This window comes from Streptomyces sp. NBC_01352, from assembly GCF_036237295.1.
GTDB lineage: Bacteria > Actinomycetota > Actinomycetes > Streptomycetales > Streptomycetaceae > Streptomyces > Streptomyces plumbiresistens.
In genome coordinates this window covers 8,039,613-8,055,497 of the sequence record NZ_CP108354.1, presented here as the reverse complement: position 1 = coordinate 8,055,497, position 15,885 = coordinate 8,039,613, and the positions used below count along the sequence as shown (strand labels likewise).

Below are 15,885 nucleotides of genomic sequence, written 5' to 3'. Positions count from 1 at the left end.
CCCTCGCGCGTCGGGGGCCGACCGAGCGGCGGCCGGAGCCCGTCCGTGCGGGAGGGGTACGGTTCCTGACAAGGGGCCGTGAGCCCTACGCCCCTCAGGGGCGCGGGGAACTGCGCGACCAGCCCCCAAGCACCCGCACTCGGCACATCACCGAACCCCCCACCCCCCGTAGCCGCTTGACCGCGCCACCGCCGGAGGCCTACGCGCCGGTCGGGTCCTCGCCCCGGTCCAGGGCCTTCCACATGTCCTCGGGGCGGTCGGGGTCGACCACGGGCGCCTGGCGGCGGGGACGGGGGGTGCCGGAGCGCTCGTAGCGGCCGGACATCGCGGGCCACAGACGGCCGTAGCGCAGGGCGAGCAGACCGGCCAGGAGCAGCAGGACACCGCCGGCGACCGCGACGTAGGGCCAGGCGGTGTGGGAGAGCGTGTCGACGGTGGCCGAGGTGTCGCCGGAGGCCTTCGCGGCCTGCTCGTCGAGCGCGGAGCTGTCGTTGACACCGAGGAGGGCCGCCGCGATGGTACCGACGCCGGAGAGCGCGAGCAGGGCGGCGACCAGGAAGCGGCCGGCCCGGCGGACGGCGAAGACGGCGACGAGCGCGGCGAGGCCCACTATGGCGAGGGACGCGGGCACACCCGTGACGTCGCTGCCCTTCGCGGTCAGCGGGAAGTTGCCGCCGGCCACCGTCGCGGTGCCCTCCGACCACTGCTGCCGGGTGGCGAGCAACGCCACGGCCGCGCCGAGCGCCCCGCTGAGCAGGGCCACGGCAAGACTTCGGCGGCCGGCCCGGGCGGGGCCTGCGGCTTCGGAACGGGGGGGAGGTACGGCAGTCACGTACCCCACTATCGCCTGAACCCCGGGCGAATCCTCACTCGGGGTTGAGTGACACCCGTCCTACTTTGCGAGCCGGTTGGCCGTGTGGACCGCGCGCAGGACCGCCGCCGCCTTGTTGCGGCACTCCTGGTCCTCGGCGAGCGGGTCGGAGTCGGCGACGATGCCGGCGCCCGCCTGGACGTAGGCCGTGCCGCCCCGCAGCAGGGCCGTGCGGATGGCGATGGCGGTGTCGGAGTCTCCGGCGAAGTCCAGGTAGCCCACACAGCCGCCGTACAGACCGCGCCGCGACGGCTCGAGTTCGTCGATGATCTGCATGGCGCGGGGCTTGGGGGCGCCGGAGAGGGTGCCCGCGGGGAAACAGGCCGTCAGGACGTCAAAGGCCGTACGGCCCGCGGCGATCTTGCCGGTGACCGTCGAGACGATGTGCATGACGTGCGAGTACCGCTCGACGGACATGAAGTCGACGACCTCGACCGAGCCCGGTTCGCAGACGCGTCCCAGGTCGTTGCGCCCCAGGTCGACCAGCATGAGGTGCTCGGCGCGCTCCTTGGGGTCGGCGAGCAGTTCGTCGGCGAGGGCCTGGTCCTCCTGCGGGGTGGCGCCGCGGTGCCGGGTGCCGGCGATGGGGTGGACCATGGCCTGCCCGTCCTCGACCTTGACCAGGGCCTCGGGGGAGGAGCCGACGACATCGAAGCCGTCGAAGCGGAACAGGTACATGTACGGGGAGGGGTTGGTGGCCCGCAGCACCCGGTACACGTCCAACGCGCTTGCCGTGCAGGGTGTTTCGAAGCGCTGGGAGGGGACGACCTGGAAGGCCTCACCGGCGCGGATGCGCTCCTTGATGTCCTCGACGGCCTCCTGGAAGTCGGGGCCGCCCCACAGGGCGGTGTACTCGGGGAGTTCGGAGGGGGGCAGGACGGCGGGCGGCTGGGCCACCGCGCGCGAGAGGTCCGCCTCCATCGCGTCCAGGCGGGCCACCGCGTCCGCGTAGGCCTCGTCGACGCCCGTGTCGAGGTCGTTGTGGTTGATCGCGTTGGCGATCAGCAGGACCGAGCCCTCCCAGTGGTCCATCACGGCGAGGTCGCTGGTGAGGAGCATGGTCAGCTCGGGCAGCTTCAGGTCGTCGCGCTCGCCGGGGCCGATCTTCTCCAGGCGGCGCACGATGTCGTAGCCGAGGTAGCCGACCATGCCGCCGGTGAAGGGCGGCATGCCCTCCTGGTGGGGGGTGTGCAGGGCCTCGATGGTGGCGCGCAGGGCGGCCAGCGGGTCGCCGTCGACCGGGACGCCGACGGGCGGGGTGCCGAGCCAGTGGGCCTGTCCGTCGCGCGCGGTGAGGGTGGTCGCCGACCGGACGCCGACGAAGGAGTACCGGGACCACGAGCGGCCGTTCTCCGCGGACTCCAGCAGGAAGGTGCCGGGGCGCTCGCCGGCGAGCTTGCGGTAGAGCGCGACCGGGGTGTCGCCGTCGGCGAGGAGCTTGCGGCTGACAGGGATGACCCGGCGGTCGGTGGCCAGCTTGCGGAAGGTCTCGAGGTCCATGGCGGCTGACCTTACTGATCCGCGGCCGGTACGCCGGAACCGGCGTCCTTGACCAGCACGTCGGCGTCGAAGCAGGTGCGGGCGCCGGTGTGGCAGGCGGCGCCGACCTGGTCGACCTTGACCAGCACGGTGTCCGCGTCGCAGTCCAGGGCGACGGACTTGACCCACTGGAAGTGGCCGGAGGTGTCGCCCTTGACCCAGTACTCCCGGCGGCTGCGCGACCAGTAGGTGCAGCGGCCCGTCGTCAGGGTGCGGTGCAGCGCCTCGTCGTCCATCCAGCCGAGCATCAGCACCTCTCCGGTGTCGTACTGCTGGGCGATGGCGGGCACGAGGCCGTCGGCGCTGCGCTTGAGGCGGGCGGCGATCTCGGGGTCGAGTCGGCTGGTGGGGCCGGGCGTGCTGCTGCTCATGGATGCCATTGTGCCGCCCGCCACTGACAGTCACGGTGGGGTGTCCACTGTGCGGACCGCGGGGACGGCCGTAGGCTGACGTCATGTCGACTTTCGCCAAGCGTGAACGACTTCTCCTCGCCGACCTGTTGGAGGCCGCGGGCCCGGAGGCCCCGACCCTGTGTGAGGGCTGGCTCACCCGTGACCTGGCCGCGCACGTGGTGGTGCGCGAGCGCCGCCCCGACGCGGCCGGCGGGATGCTGATCAAGCAGCTCGGGCCGCGCCTGGAGAAGGTGATGGACGAGTTCGCGGCCAAGCCGTACGAAGAGCTGATCCAGCTGATCCGGACCGGCCCGCCCCGGTTCTCGCCCTTCTCCCTCAAGCAGCTCGACGAGGCCGCCAACACCATCGAGTTCTACGTCCACACCGAGGACGTCCGCCGCGCCCAGCCCGACTGGTCCCCGCGCGAGCTCGACCCGGTCTTCCAGGACACCCTGTGGTCCCGCCTGGAGCGCACCGCCCGCGTCCTTGGCCGCAGCGTTCCGACGGGCCTGGTGCTGCGCCGCCCGGACGGCCAGACGGCGGTCGCCCACCGGGGCGCGCCGGTCGTGACGGCGACCGGCGAGCCCTCGGAGCTGCTGCTGTTCCTGTACGGCCGCCAGAACGAGGCCAAGGTCGAGCTGGACGGCGACAAGGAGGCCATCGACAAGCTGCACGGGTCGAAGCAGCTCGGTATCTGAGAATCGGTATCCGAGCCGAGAAGGGGCGGACGGGCCTCAGCGGGGCAGTTCCGCGCGCCGCAGGTCCCGTACGCCCAGGGCGACGAGCCCGCCGAGCCCGCAGACCACAGCGCTGACGACGAAGACCGGGCCGGTCCCCCAGGCGCCGATGGCCGCGGCGGACAGAGGCATGCTCAGCGGGGCGAAGCCGAGGCTCACCAGGCCGGAGACGGCGGTGACCCGGCCCAGATAGGCGGGGTCGGCCTGGGTCTGCAGCAGCGCGCCGCACATGGCGCCGCTGAGCCCGGCGAGCAGCCCGATGAGCAGGGCCACTGCGACGGCCGCGAGGACGCCCGGGACGAAGGCGAGGGCGCCGATCGCGACCGAGCCCGCGAGGATGGTGTACGCCGCGACCTGCCCGGCGTACGGCAGGCGCCCGCGCACGGTCAGCAGCAGGGAGGCGGCGCCCGCGCCGGTGCCGAACCCGGCGAGCACCCAGCCCATGCCGGAGGCGCCCCAGCCTCGTTCTTCGGCGAGCAGGGTCAGGCCCACGTTGAGGGGGCCGACGAAGCCGAGGTCCCCGAGGGCGATGGCCAGCATCAGCGGGGCGAGCACGCGGTGCCGGCGTATGTAGCGCAGTCCGGCCACCAGGTCGCGCCAGGCGGTGTCGGCGCGGGCGGCCGCCTTGTCGTCCGGGGGCAGGTTCCGCAGCCGTACGGAGACCAGCAGCGGCACCGACACGGCGATCAGCAGGCCGGCCAGCCCGAAGGCCGCCGACGCGCCGCCGACCGCCACCGCGAGACCGCCGAGCGGGGCGCCGACGACGCTCGCGAAGCGGATGCCGAGGCCCCGCATGCCCTGCACGCGCGCGAGCTGGTCGCGGCTCGTCACGCGCGCGGGGAGGGCACCCACGGCCGGCATGAACACGGCGTCGACGGTGCCGAAGACCAGGGCGAGCAGGGCCAGCGGCCACAGTCCGGGGCTGGTGAAGAACAGCAGCGCCGCCACCGCGAGCGCGGCCGCGCACCGCACCGCGTCACTGCCGATGACGACCCTGCGCGGCCCGAACCGGTCGGCGATCACTCCCCCGCCCAGCATCAGCAGCGCCCGCGGCACGGCGCTCACCGCCATGACCACGCCGGCCTGCGAGGGCGTCCCGGCCTGTACGGCCGCCCAGGACAGGGCGAGGTAGTACACGCTGTCGCCGACCATCGAGGAGGTGTAGGCGGCCAGCCAGCGCACGACGTTGGGGTCGCGGTGGGCCGGTCTGTCGGTGGCGGGGCGCGGGGCGGTGAGTGTCGCGCTCACGGGAAGGGGTCCTCTCGGTCGCGGAGCAGTCGCGGATCAGTCGCGAATCGTTCGCGAATCGGACTCGGATCAGTCGCGGTCAGACGCGGAACGGGAAGGCGTACAGGTGCAGCGCGACGTGCGCGCGCCCTTCGGTGTCGCCGGCTGCTTCGGCGGCCCGGCCCTTCTCGTCGTACTTCCTGGCGAGGGCGAGCAACTCCTCGTTCAGCTCGGTCAGTTCGGCCGGGGTCAGGCGCAGCCAGGACTCGGTGTCCTGGGAGGCGGTGTTCCACTCGGGGCCCCAGGCCGCACGCTCGTCCAGGTAGCGGTGGTACAGGTCGGCGCGCTGGTCGTGGAACAGGCGCGCGGCCGCCGTGTGCGCCGCGGCCTTCTCCGGGGCGTCCCGGAAGTCCGCGTCGCGGATGCTCACACCGTCGGACGACGGCCGCCACCAGCGCTCTCGGCCGTCCTTGCGCTGCGGCTCGGCCTCCTCGATCAGCCCGTGGTCGGCGAGCTTGCGCAGGTGGTAGCTGACCAGCGACACGGCCTCGTCCACCTGGTCGGCGAGCTGCGAGGCAGTCGCGACCTGCGCCACGGACAGGACCCGGTACAGATTCGCCCGCAAGGGATGCGCCAGCGCCTTCAGCGTCCCCACGTCCTTGATCGGGCGGTTCTCCTTGCTTGCCATGTCCCCACCGTAGGTACGAAAGAAAACTTGCGCAATATATTTTGCGCAACTTTCCTTTCGCACTGGTCCGGAGATCAGCGCGGAGCAGTCAGAGGCCCGACCGCCTTCACAGCGACACGGATCGAACGCCGGCCTCCGTAGCTGAGCGGAACCTCCCGGATGCGGACGACGACCGTGCCGACGGGATCCGCGCCCGCCGCGACGGCTCGGGCGACCGCGGTCTCCCGGGCCCCCTCCCCGCACCGTGTCGCCTGACGTAGGAAGTCCCGTATGAGCGCAACGCAGCTCACCGCCAGGAGCCGACGTCTGTCCCCCGCCGAGCGGCGACAGGAGATCATCGAGGCGGCGGCGGCCCTCGCGCTCGAGGAGGGGCTCGCGGCCGTGACGTACCGCGGCGTCGCCGCCCGGCTCGGCTGTGCGCCGGGCCTGGTCCACCACTACTTCGACGTGGTGGAGGCACTGGAGGCCGAGGCGTTCACGCACGCCGTCACCACCGACTTCGAGGGCACCTTCGAGGAGGCCGAGGAACTCGGCGACGCGGTGGCCGGTCTACGGCACATCCTGCGCGTCTGGGTCTCGGAGAGCCCGGAGCCGCACAAGACGGTGTGGCTCGACGCCTGGTACCTGGCGGCCCGCAAACCGCGGGTCCACGCGGCCGTCGACCACGCCATGCGCACCACTCACGGCCTGCTGGTCGCGGTCCTGGAACGGGGCCTGCGCGAGGACCCCTTCGCCCCGCACGATCCCGACCCGCTGGCCTGGCAGCTGCTCACGGCGCTGGACGGCGTCATCGTCCACTCCTCGCTCGGAGTGAACCGGGGCATCGTGGACGTCCGCCGGACCATCGCCCGCTTCACGGAAACCCACCAAGGGGCGCGGGGAACTGCGCGACCAGCCCCCCACAACCCGCAGCCGAAACCCGACCCCGACCCCACCCACCAGCCCAACCCAGCGGAGCGCTACCGCACGGGATGCCCAGCCCTCCGCAGCGTCTCCTTCACCTCACCGATCCGCAGATCCCCGAAGTGGAAGACGGACGCGGCGAGTACGGCGTCCGCGCCCGCGGCGATGGCCGGCGGGAAGTGGGGCAGCTGCCCCGCTCCCCCGCTGGCGATCAGCGGCACGGTCACGTGCTTGCGGACGGCCTCGATCATCTCGATGTCGTAGCCGTCCTTCGTGCCGTCCGCGTCCATCGAGTTGAGCAGGATCTCGCCCGCGCCCAACTCCGCCGCCCGGTGCGCCCATTCGACGGCGTCGATGCCGGTGCCACGGCGGCCGCCGTGGGTCGTCACCTCGAAGGACCCGCTCTCGGTCCGGCGCGCGTCGACCGACAGCACCAGCACCTGCCGGCCGAACCGCTCCGCGATCTCACGGATCAGCTCGGGCCGTGCGATGGCGGCGGTGTTCACCCCGACCTTGTCCGCGCCCGCCCGCAGCAGCTTGTCCACGTCCTCGGCCGTACGGACGCCGCCGCCGACCGTGAGCGGGATGAAGACCTGCTCGGCGGTGCGGCGCACCACGTCGTACGTCGTCTCGCGGTTGCCCGACGAGGCGGTGATGTCGAGGAACGTCAGCTCGTCGGCACCCTCGGCGTCGTACACCTTGGCCATCTCGACGGGGTCGCCCGCGTCGCGCAGGTTCTGGAAGTTGACGCCCTTGACGACCCGGCCGTTGTCCACGTCCAGGCAGGGGATGACTCGTACGGCCAGGGTCATGCGGGTGCTCCGTGTTCTCCGCCGGAGCGGAATGCCTCCACCTCGACCTCGACGACCAGGCTGGGGTCCACGAAGCCGGAGACGATGATCATGGATGCGGCGGGCCGGACGTCGTCGAACAGCTCCTTGTGAGCGCGTCCGACGTCCTCCACGTCCCGGGCATGGGTGATGTACATGCGGGTCCGTACGACGTCCTCGCGGCCGAGGCCCAGCTCCCCGAGCGCCGCGAACGCGACGTTGAAGGCGTTGACCGTCTGCTCGTGCGGGTCGCCCCCGGCGATCTGGCCGTCCACTATCGACGTGCAGCCGGAGACCAGCACCAGGCCGTTCGGCAGTTCCACCGCACGGGAGTACCCGAAGGTCTCCTCCCAGGGCGCGCCGGTCGTGACGCGTCGCAGATCGCTCACCGGTCTACCGCCTCCAAGGCCTCTTCGAGGGTGAACGCCTTCGCGTACAGGGCCTTCCCGACGATGGCGCCCTCGACACCGAGGGGTACCAGCTCGGCGATGGCCCGCAGGTCGTCGAGCGACGACACGCCACCGGAGGCCACGACCGGCCGATCGGTCGCCGCGCACACGTTGCGCAGCAGCTCCAGGTTCGGGCCCTGCAGCGTGCCGTCCTTGGCGATGTCCGTCACCACGTACCGCGCGCAGCCCTCCTTGTCGAGGCGCTCCAGCGTCTCGTAGAGGTCTCCGCCGTCGCTGGTCCAGCCGCGCCCGCGCAGGGTCGTGCCGCGGACGTCGAGCCCGACCGCGATCTTGTCGCCGTGCTCGGAGATGACCTTGGCGACCCACTGAGGCGTCTCCAGGGCGGCCGTGCCGAGGTTCACCCGGGTGCAGCCGGTGGCCAGGGCGGCGGCGAGCGCGGCGTCGTCGCGGATGCCGCCGGACAGCTCCACCTTGACGTGCAGATCCTTCATGCGCTCGGCGACCTCGCCGATCACGGCCCGGTTGTCGCCGGTGCCGAACGCGGCGTCCAGGTCGACCAGGTGCAGCCACTCGGCGCCGGAGCGCTGCCAGGCGAGGGCCGCCTCCAAGGGGGAGCCGTACGAGGTCTCCGAGCCGGACTCGCCGTGGACGAGCCGGACCGCCTGGCCGTCGCGGACGTCCACGGCGGGCAGGAGTTCGAGCCGTCCCGAGGGGTTGGAAGACATCAGAGGGTTCCGATCCAGTTGTTCAGCAGCTGCGCTCCGGCGTCGCCGGACTTTTCGGGGTGGAACTGAGTGGCCCACAGGGCGCCGTTCTCCACGGCGGCCACGAAGGGCTTGCCGTGGGTCGACCAGGTGACCTTGGGGGCCCGGATCGCCGCGTTGTGCGTCTGGAGGCTCCAGTCGTGGACGGCGTAGGAGTGCACGAAGTAGAAGCGCGCGTCCGGGTCCAGCCCGGCGAAGAGCTGCGAGTCGGCCGGGGCGTCGACGGTGTTCCAGCCCATGTGGGGCACGATCTCGGCCTGCAGCGGCTCGACCGAGCCGGGCCACTCGTCCAGGCCCTCGGTCTCCACGCCGTGCTCGATGCCGCGCGCGAAGAGGATCTGCATGCCGACGCAGATGCCCATCACCGGGCGTCCGCCGGACAGGCGCCGGTCGACGATCCAGTCGCCGCGCGCCTCCCTGAGGCCCTTCATGCAGGCGGCGAAGGCGCCGACGCCCGGCACCAGCAGGCCGTCGGCGTTCATGGCCCGGTCGAAGTCACGGGTTATCTCGACGTCGACACCGGTACGGGCGAGGGCGCGTTCGGCGGAGCGGACGTTGCCGAAGCCGTAGTCGAAGACGACGACCTTTTTCGATCCTGCGCTCAATTCCACACCTCCAGCCTCATGACGCCCGCGACGAGACACATCGCGGCGCCGATGGACAGCAGCACGATGAGGTTCTTCGGCATCTGCTGCTTGACGAAGGAGTAGATGCCGCCGAGGAGGAAGAGGCCGACGACGATCAGGACGGTCGAGGTGCCGTTCATGGCTAGAGCGCGCCCTTCGTCGAAGGCAGGATGCCGGCCGCGCGCGGGTCGCGCTCGCTGGCGTAGCGCAGGGCCCTGGCCAGGGCCTTGAACTGGCACTCCACGATGTGGTGCGCGTTGCGGCCGTAGGGCACGTGCACGTGCAGGGCGATCTGCGCCTGGGCGACGAAGGACTCCAGGATGTGCCGGGTCATCGTGGTGTCGTACTCGCCGATCATCGGCGCCATCTTCTCGGGCTCGGTGTGCACGAGGTAGGGGCGGCCGGACAGGTCGACGGTGACCTGGGCGAGGGACTCGTCCAGCGGGACCGTGCAGTTGCCGAAGCGGTAGATGCCCACCTTGTCGCCGAGGGCCTGCTTGAAGGCGGCGCCCAGCGCGAGGGCGGAGTCCTCGATGGTGTGGTGCGAGTCGATGTGCAGGTCGCCCTCGGTCTTCACGGTCAGGTCGAACAGACCGTGCCGGCCGAGCTGGTCGAGCATGTGGTCGTAGAAACCGACCCCTGTCGACACGTCGACCTTGCCGGACCCGTCGAGATCGATCTCGACGAGGACCGAGGTCTCCTTGGTCACCCGTTCCACACGTCCAACGCGGCTCATGCGCTCTGCTCCTTCTTCAACTGACGGACCGCGTCGAGGAACGCGTCGTTCTCTTCGGGGGTTCCGGCGGTCACCCGCAGCCAGCCGGGTACGCCGTTGTCCCGGACCAGGACGCCCCGGTCAAGGATCTGCTGCCACACCGCATGGGCGTCGTCGAACCGCCCGAACTGCACGAAGTTGGCGTCCGACGCGGTGACCTCGTAGCCGGTCGCCAGCAGTTCGGAGACCAGCCGGTCCCGCTCGGCCTTCAGCTGCTCGACATAGCCGAGCAGCGTCTTGGTGTGCTCCAGTGCGGCCAGCGCGGTCGCCTGCGTGATCGCCGACAGGTGGTAGGGCAGCCGTACGAGCTGGACGGCGTCCACGACCGCCGGGTGCGCGGCGAGATAGCCGAGGCGCAGGCCCGCCGCGCCGAACGCCTTCGACATCGTCCGCGAGACGACGAGGTTCGGCCGCCCCTCGATGAGCGGCAGCAGCGAGTCGCCGTGGCTGAACTCGATGTACGCCTCGTCGACCACGACCATCGAGGGCTTCGCGGCCTGCGCTGCCTCGTAGAGGGCGAGGACGGTCTCCGGCGGGACCGCCGTGCCCGTGGGGTTGTTGGGGGTCGTGACGAAGACGACGTCCGGCCGGTTCTCGGCGATCGCCTTCTCGGCGGCGGCGAGGTCGATCGTGAAGTCCTCGTTGCGCGGGCCGGAGATCCAGCCCGTGCCCGTGCCGCGCGCGATGAGACCGTGCATCGAGTACGACGGCTCGAAGCCGATCGCCGTACGGCCCGGTCCGCCGAAGGTCTGCAGCAGCTGCTGGATGACCTCGTTGGAGCCGTTGGCCGCCCAGACGTTGGCCAGGCCGACCTGGTGACCGGAGGTGTCCGTCAGGTACTCGGCGAGGCGCGTGCGCAGCTCCACGGCGTCCCGGTCCGGGTAGCGGTTGAGGTTGCGGGCCGCCTCGCGGACGCGCTCGGCGATCCGCTCGACCAGCGGCTCGGGCAGCGGGTAGGGGTTCTCGTTGGTGTTCAGCCGTACGGGGACGTCCAACTGGGGCGCGCCATAGGGCGACTTGCCGCGCAGCTCGTCCCGTACCGGGAGATCGTCGATTCCGAAGCTCACTTGTTCTCAGGCACCTTCCACCCGAACCTGGCCTTGATCGCCGCGCCGTGCGCGGGCAGGTCCTCCGCCTCAGCCAGCGTCACCACGTGATGCGCCACGTCGGCCAGCGCGTCCTTGGTGTAGTCGACGATGTGGATGCCCCGGAGGAAGGACTGCACGGACAGCCCGGAGGAGTGACAGGCGCAACCGCCGGTCGGGAGCACGTGGTTGGACCCGGCCGCGTAGTCGCCGAGCGAGACCGGCGCCCAGGGGCCGATGAAGATCGCGCCGGCGTTGCGGACCCGGTCGGCCACGGCGGCCGCGTCGGCCGTCTGGATCTCCAGGTGCTCGGCGCCGTACGCGTCGACCACCCTGAGTCCCTCGTCGATGCCGTCGACCAGCACGATCGCGGACTGCTTGCCGCCCAGGGCCGGAACGATCCGGTCCTCGGCGTGCTTGCTGGCCGCGACCTGCGGCTCCAGTTCCTTCGCCACCGCGTCCGCGAGGTCCACGGAGTCGGTGACGAGCACGGCGGCCGCCAGCGGGTCGTGCTCGGCCTGGCTGATCAGGTCGGAGGCGACGTGCACCGGGTCGGCGGTGTCGTCCGCGAGGACCGCGATCTCGGTCGGGCCGGCCTCGGCGTCGATGCCGATCTTGCCGGTGAAGTAGCGCTTGGCGGCGGCGACCCAGATGTTGCCGGGGCCGGTGACCATGTTGGCGGGCGGGCAGGACTCGGTGCCGTACGCGAACATCGCGACGGCGGTCGCGCCGCCGGCCGCGTACACCTCGTCGATCCCGAGCAGCGCGCAGGCGGCGAGGATCGTCGGGTGCGGCAGGCCGCCGAAGTCGGCCTGCGCCGGGGAGGCGAGGGCGATCGACTCGACGCCGGCCTCCTGCGCGGGCACCACGTTCATGATCACGGAGGAGGGGTAGACCGACCGGCCGCCGGGCGCGTACAGCCCGACCCGGTCGACCGGCACCCACTTCTCGGTGACGGAACCGCCGGGCACGACCTGGGTCGTGTGCGTCGTACGGCGCTGCTCGCGGTGGACGAGACGGGCGCGGCGGATGGACTCCTCAAGGGCCGCGCGCACGGCGGGGTCGAGTTCCTCGAGGGCGCGGGTGAGTGCGGCGGCGGGCACCCGCACCTGGTCGAGCCTGACCCCGTCGAACTTCTCGGCGAAGTCGATCAGCGCCGCGTCGCCCCGATGATGCACGGCCTCGCAGATCGGACGCACCTTCTCCAGGGCGGCCGAGACGTCGAAGTCGGCTCGGGGCAGCAGGTCGCGCAGGGCGGGGCCCTCGGGAAGGGCGTCGCCGCGCAGATCGATTCGGGAGATCACGGTGCCAATTCTCTCAGACGCTCGTCAGAGGCTGACCGCGCGTTCCAGTGGCTGATACACACCCCGGAAGGAACCTGACAGGAACCCGGAAGGAACCGGCAGGATCGCCTTCACGTCCAGTGTTCCGGGCGTCACTCAGCGGGCATGAACACTTGTACGAACCCGCGAGTAGATGAGGGGGAAGGAAGACACGTGACCGAGGGGGCCGGCATCCGGGACGACGGAGACCTGCCGGACGATCTGACCGCCGCCGAGGCCGGAATGTGGCAGGCCTTCCGCAACGGCAGCGTGTACGACCTGAGCAGCGGCGACACAGTTGTCGACGATCCGCACGGCGGGCACCCCTGGGGGCCCGAGCGGACCGTGCGGGCCCGCATCGTGTGCTGGCTGCTCCTGGACGGACCGCCCGCGCTCGCCGGCCGCGTGTCCTCCCTGAAGCTCGTCGGGGTGCAGATCAGCGGCACCCTGGACCTCGCGGGCGGCACGGTGGTGCCGTACGTGGAGATGCGCGGCTGCCGCTTCGAGCGGGACGTCCTGCTGCCGGAGGCCCACTTCACGACCGTACGGATGGTGGAGTGCTCGGTGCCGCGCCTGGAGGCGGCCCGGGTGCACACCGAGGGCGATCTGCACCTGCCGCGCTGCCGCTTCCAGAACGGCATACGGCTCACCGACGCGCAGATCGGCACGGATCTGCTGCTCAACCAGGCGATCGTCTACCGCGACCGCAGCGGACGCTCGATCGCCGCGGACGGTATGACCGTCGGCCAGGACCTCCAGGCCGAGATGCTGGAGTCGCACGGCGAGCTGAGCCTGCGCAGCGCCAAGATCGGCGTCTCGCTGAGCCTGCGCGGCGCCCGGCTGGTCAACCCGTACTCGCGGCTCGCCCTGAACGCCCCGCAGCTGACCGTGGAGCGCTCGCTGTACCTGACCCCGGCGGGCGTCGGCAACGTCCTGCTGAGCGGCACGACACCCGCGCGCGGGACGCGCATCCAGCGGTTCGAGTGCCAGGGCGGGCTGCGCCTGGACGACGGGCGGTTCGGGGACGCGGTCGACCTGGAGCGGGCCCGGTTCACCCTCACCGACGAGCAGGAGCTGTCGCTGCGCCGCCTGCAGACGCCCGAGCTGCGCTTCCTCGGGGAGCGGCCGGCGCGGGGCACGGTGGTGCTGTCGGGGGCGCGGGTCGTCAACCTGATGGACCGGGCGGACGCCTGGCCGGGCCCGGGCCGGCTGCACATGGGCGGCTTCAGCTACGAGAACCTGGTGCCGCGCGGCCCGTTCCCGCTGAACGAGCGGCTGGAGTGGGTGGCGGCCGCGACCGCCGAGTACAACCCGGAGCCGTACGAGCGGCTGGCCGCCGTGCTGCGGACCGGCGGCGAGGACGAGGACGCCCGCGAGGTGCTGCTCGCCAAGCAGCGCCGCCGCCGCGAGAGCCTGCCGGTCGCAGCCAAGCTGTGGGGGTACGTGCAGGACTGGACGGTCGCCTACGGATACCGGCCGGGCCGGGCCGCCGTATGGATGGCGGTGCTGTGGGCGGCGAGCTCGGTGGCCTTCGCGCACGCCAGTCATCCACCGCTCAAGCGCGGCGAGCATCCGGACTGGAACCCCGCCCTGTTCGCGCTCGACCTGCTCCTGCCGGTCATCGACCTCGGTCAGGTCGGGTTCTGGCAGCTGAGCGGCGGCTGGCAGTGGCTGGCCGCCGCGATCGTCCTGCTGGGCTGGATCCTGGCGACGACGGTGGCGGCGGGGGCCACGCGACTGCTGCGGCGCAGCTAGCGGGCTTGTGGGCCCTACGCCGGACAAGTTGTTGAATGCTCACCTTTTTACTTGTCCTTGACTGTAGCGCGTACAACTTTTCACGAGTTGTACGTTCGCTCTGGCGCTCTGTTGACCTGCGGTCTTTCAATGGTCGACACCATGGCTCTCCTGCCCCCCTTCATCCGCTCCTCGCGGATGCCCCGGAAGCCCTCGCGCCTCGCCGTCGGACCGCCCGCCGACCCCGCCGCCGACGAGGCGCTTCTCGACGCGCCCGACGACCGGCTCGGCCCCGCCCTGGTCGCGGCCGCGCAGGGCGAGTACCGGCCCGCCGCGGACCTGCTCGCCGCCACCCGAACCGGCGCCGACTGGGAGTACCGCGACCGCTACGCGCGAAGACTCGCGGCCTTCGCCCGCTCGCGCGACGAGTGGTACGAGGACTGGCGCAAGGCCGCCCCGCACGACCCGGACGCGCTGCTCGTCGGCGCCCAGCTCGTGCTGGAGCGCTCCTGGCAGTCACCGGCCCGGGCGGAGCTGCTGCGCCAGGCGACCCCCTTGATCACGGCTGCCGCGCACGGCGACGACCGCGACCCGGTGCCGTGGCGGATCGCGCTGGACCACGCGCGCGGCGCGCAGGCCGGGCCCAGGTACGTCGAGGAGCTGTGGGCGGCCGCGGTCCGCCGCGACCCGCACCACTACGGCTGCCATGTGGCGGCCCTGCGCTACCTCGCCGCCTCCTGGCACGGCTCCCACCACGCGTGCTTCGACTTCGCCGAGCCGGCCGCGCAGGACGCTCCGGCCGACTCCCTCGTCCAGGCGCTCCCGGCGCGGGCGGCCTTCTCCTATCTGACCGACGGCTGCGGCCCCGAGGTGCCGGGCGAGCGGCTGGACGCGGCGGCCGACCGGGCGATCGCGCTCTCCGCCCGGTTCCCGGCGGCCGATCCGTGGCCCGCCCAGGTGCGGAACAAGCTGATGTACGTCCTGGTACGGCTGGACCGCTGGACGGACGCCGCGGAGCAACTGCGCCTGATCGGTCCGTACGCCACCTCCTTCCCCTGGGACCGGATCTCGGACGACCCGCTCGGCCGGTTCCTGGAGATCCGCGACGAGATCCGCGAGGAGATCCGCGACGCGCGTCGCGACGCGGTCCGCAACGAGGTCGGCCGGAACCCGGTCCCCCGCCATCCACGGAGTGAGCACGGCGGACGCGCCCACTCCGGCGACCATTAGGCTTTCGCGTCGTGACCACCGTCCGGCTGCCGCTCTTTCCTCTGAACTCCGTGCTGCTTCCGGGGCTCGTCCTTCCGCTGAACATTTTCGAGGAGCGCTATCGCGCCATGATGCGCGAGTTGCTGAAGACGCCCGAGGACGAGCCGCGCCGGTTCGCCGTCGTGGCGATCCGCGACGGCCACGAGGTGGCACCGAGCTCACCCGGCCTGCCGGACCAGACCGCCGTACCCGAGCAGGGCGCCGCCGCCGGCTTCGGCGACGACCCGGTCAAGGCGTTCCACTCGGTCGGCTGCATCGCCGACGCCGCGACGGTCCGGGAGCGGGCCGACGGCACCTTCGAGGTACTGGCGACGGGCACGGCCCGGGTGCGGCTGCTGTCGGTCGACGCGTCCGGCCCGTTCCTGACGGCGGAGCTGGAGGAGCTGGAGGAGGATCCGGGCGAGGAGGCGGGGGCGCTGGCGGAGGGCGTGCTGCGGGCGTTCCGTCAGTACCAGAAGCGCCTGGCGGGCGCGCGCGAGCGGTCCCTGTCCACCGGCGCCGACCTGCCGGACGAGCCGTCGGTCGTCTCGTACCTCGTGGCCGCCGCGATGATGCTGGACATCCCGACCAAGCAGCGCCTGCTCCAGGCCCCGGACACCGCGTCCCGGCTGCGCGACGAACTGAAACTCCTTCGCACGGAGACGGCGATCATCCGTAACCTGCCGTCGTTGCCCGCGGCGGAGCTGACGCGGGCCCCGAGAAGTCTCAACTGA

General features: G+C 71.9%; 17 protein-coding genes and 1 pseudogene. 5 read left to right on the top strand and 13 right to left on the bottom strand.

All coding sequences use genetic code 11. The annotated features are described in order from the left end of the window. Positions 1–199 precede the first annotated feature (199 nt). The 3 genes from OG252_RS37085 to hisI are packed head-to-tail and all read right to left on the bottom strand — an operon-like array spanning position 200 to position 2,790. Entirely contained in the window at positions 200–841 is a 642-nt protein-coding gene (locus tag OG252_RS37085; protein ID WP_266441098.1) for a TIGR02234 family membrane protein, read from the bottom strand. Positions 842–892: 51 nt separating this feature from the next. Beyond that, positions 893–2,371 carry an anthranilate synthase component I gene (locus OG252_RS37080; RefSeq protein ID WP_266441095.1) on the bottom strand — a complete coding sequence of 493 codons (1,479 nt, stop codon included), beginning with the start codon at positions 2,369–2,371 and terminating at the stop codon, positions 893–895. A gap of 11 nt (positions 2,372–2,382) precedes the next feature. Further along, positions 2,383–2,790 carry a phosphoribosyl-AMP cyclohydrolase gene (hisI, locus tag OG252_RS37075; RefSeq protein WP_411150335.1) on the bottom strand — a complete coding sequence of 136 codons (408 nt, stop codon included), beginning with the start codon at positions 2,788–2,790 and terminating at the stop codon, positions 2,383–2,385. 74 nt (positions 2,791–2,864) lie between these two features. On the opposite strand from hisI, the gene OG252_RS37070 reads away from it, so the two are divergent. Then, positions 2,865–3,500, top strand: a complete 636-nt coding sequence (locus OG252_RS37070) for a TIGR03085 family metal-binding protein (RefSeq protein ID WP_329341691.1) — start codon at positions 2,865–2,867, stop codon at positions 3,498–3,500. 36 nt (positions 3,501–3,536) lie between these two features. On the opposite strand, the gene OG252_RS37065 is transcribed toward OG252_RS37070, so the two are convergent. Together OG252_RS37065 and OG252_RS37060 are read right to left on the bottom strand one after the other, a co-directional pair. Next, a complete protein-coding gene (locus tag OG252_RS37065; protein ID WP_329341689.1) occupies positions 3,537–4,787 on the bottom strand; it encodes an MFS transporter in 1,251 nt (416 codons plus the stop codon). 79 nt (positions 4,788–4,866) lie between these two features. Further along, a complete protein-coding gene (locus tag OG252_RS37060) occupies positions 4,867–5,454 on the bottom strand; it encodes an ArsR/SmtB family transcription factor (RefSeq protein WP_329341687.1) in 588 nt (195 codons plus the stop codon). A 270-nt stretch (positions 5,455–5,724) separates the two neighbouring features. On the opposite strand from OG252_RS37060, the pseudogene OG252_RS37055 reads away from it, so the two are divergent. Then, positions 5,725–6,255: pseudogene (locus OG252_RS37055) on the top strand (TetR/AcrR family transcriptional regulator); the annotation flags it as partial. A gap of 158 nt (positions 6,256–6,413) precedes the next feature. On the opposite strand, the gene hisF reads toward OG252_RS37055, so the two are convergent. From hisF to hisD, 8 genes are read right to left on the bottom strand one after another with little or no spacing between them, the layout of a single operon-like run. After that, on the bottom strand, positions 6,414–7,169 hold the full coding sequence (hisF, locus tag OG252_RS37050) for an imidazole glycerol phosphate synthase subunit HisF (protein WP_266441077.1): 756 nt from the start codon (positions 7,167–7,169) through the stop codon (positions 6,414–6,416). Beyond that, entirely contained in the window at positions 7,166–7,576 is a 411-nt protein-coding gene (locus OG252_RS37045; RefSeq protein WP_266441074.1) for a RidA family protein, read from the bottom strand. The genes hisF and OG252_RS37045 overlap by 4 nt, the downstream gene beginning before the upstream one ends. Further along, positions 7,573–8,322 (bottom strand): bifunctional 1-(5-phosphoribosyl)-5-((5-phosphoribosylamino)methylideneamino)imidazole-4-carboxamide isomerase/phosphoribosylanthranilate isomerase PriA, encoded by a 750-nt coding sequence (priA, locus tag OG252_RS37040; protein WP_266441070.1) that lies wholly within the window; start codon positions 8,320–8,322, stop codon positions 7,573–7,575. Before priA ends, OG252_RS37045 begins: the two co-directional genes overlap by 4 nt. Further along, on the bottom strand, positions 8,322–8,972 hold the full coding sequence (gene hisH, locus OG252_RS37035) for an imidazole glycerol phosphate synthase subunit HisH (protein ID WP_406492210.1): 651 nt from the start codon (positions 8,970–8,972) through the stop codon (positions 8,322–8,324). The genes priA and hisH overlap by 1 nt, the downstream gene beginning before the upstream one ends. Beyond that, positions 8,963–9,127 (bottom strand): hypothetical protein, encoded by a 165-nt coding sequence (locus tag OG252_RS37030; protein WP_053749565.1) that lies wholly within the window; start codon positions 9,125–9,127, stop codon positions 8,963–8,965. Before OG252_RS37030 ends, hisH begins: the two co-directional genes overlap by 10 nt. Before the next feature lie 2 nt (positions 9,128–9,129). Next, positions 9,130–9,723 carry an imidazoleglycerol-phosphate dehydratase HisB gene (gene hisB, locus OG252_RS37025; RefSeq protein ID WP_046261880.1) on the bottom strand — a complete coding sequence of 198 codons (594 nt, stop codon included), beginning with the start codon at positions 9,721–9,723 and terminating at the stop codon, positions 9,130–9,132. Beyond that, positions 9,720–10,829, bottom strand: coding sequence for a histidinol-phosphate transaminase (locus tag OG252_RS37020; RefSeq protein ID WP_266441056.1), 1,110 nt, complete (start codon positions 10,827–10,829; stop codon positions 9,720–9,722). Before OG252_RS37020 ends, hisB begins: the two co-directional genes overlap by 4 nt. Then, positions 10,826–12,151, bottom strand: coding sequence for a histidinol dehydrogenase (gene hisD / locus OG252_RS37015; protein ID WP_329341682.1), 1,326 nt, complete (start codon positions 12,149–12,151; stop codon positions 10,826–10,828). The genes OG252_RS37020 and hisD overlap by 4 nt, the downstream gene beginning before the upstream one ends. 192 nt (positions 12,152–12,343) lie before the next feature. Between hisD and OG252_RS37010 the strand changes: the two genes are divergently transcribed. From OG252_RS37010 to OG252_RS37000, 3 genes are all read left to right on the top strand, one after another. Next, positions 12,344–13,924: an oxidoreductase gene (locus OG252_RS37010; RefSeq protein ID WP_329341680.1), complete on the top strand. Its 1,581-nt coding sequence runs from the start codon at positions 12,344–12,346 to the stop codon at positions 13,922–13,924. 129 nt (positions 13,925–14,053) lie between these two features. Next, on the top strand, positions 14,054–15,133 hold the full coding sequence (locus OG252_RS37005; protein WP_329341678.1) for a hypothetical protein: 1,080 nt from the start codon (positions 14,054–14,056) through the stop codon (positions 15,131–15,133). An 11-nt stretch (positions 15,134–15,144) separates the two neighbouring features. After that, positions 15,145–15,885, top strand: a complete 741-nt coding sequence (locus OG252_RS37000) for an LON peptidase substrate-binding domain-containing protein (protein ID WP_266441045.1) — start codon at positions 15,145–15,147, stop codon at positions 15,883–15,885.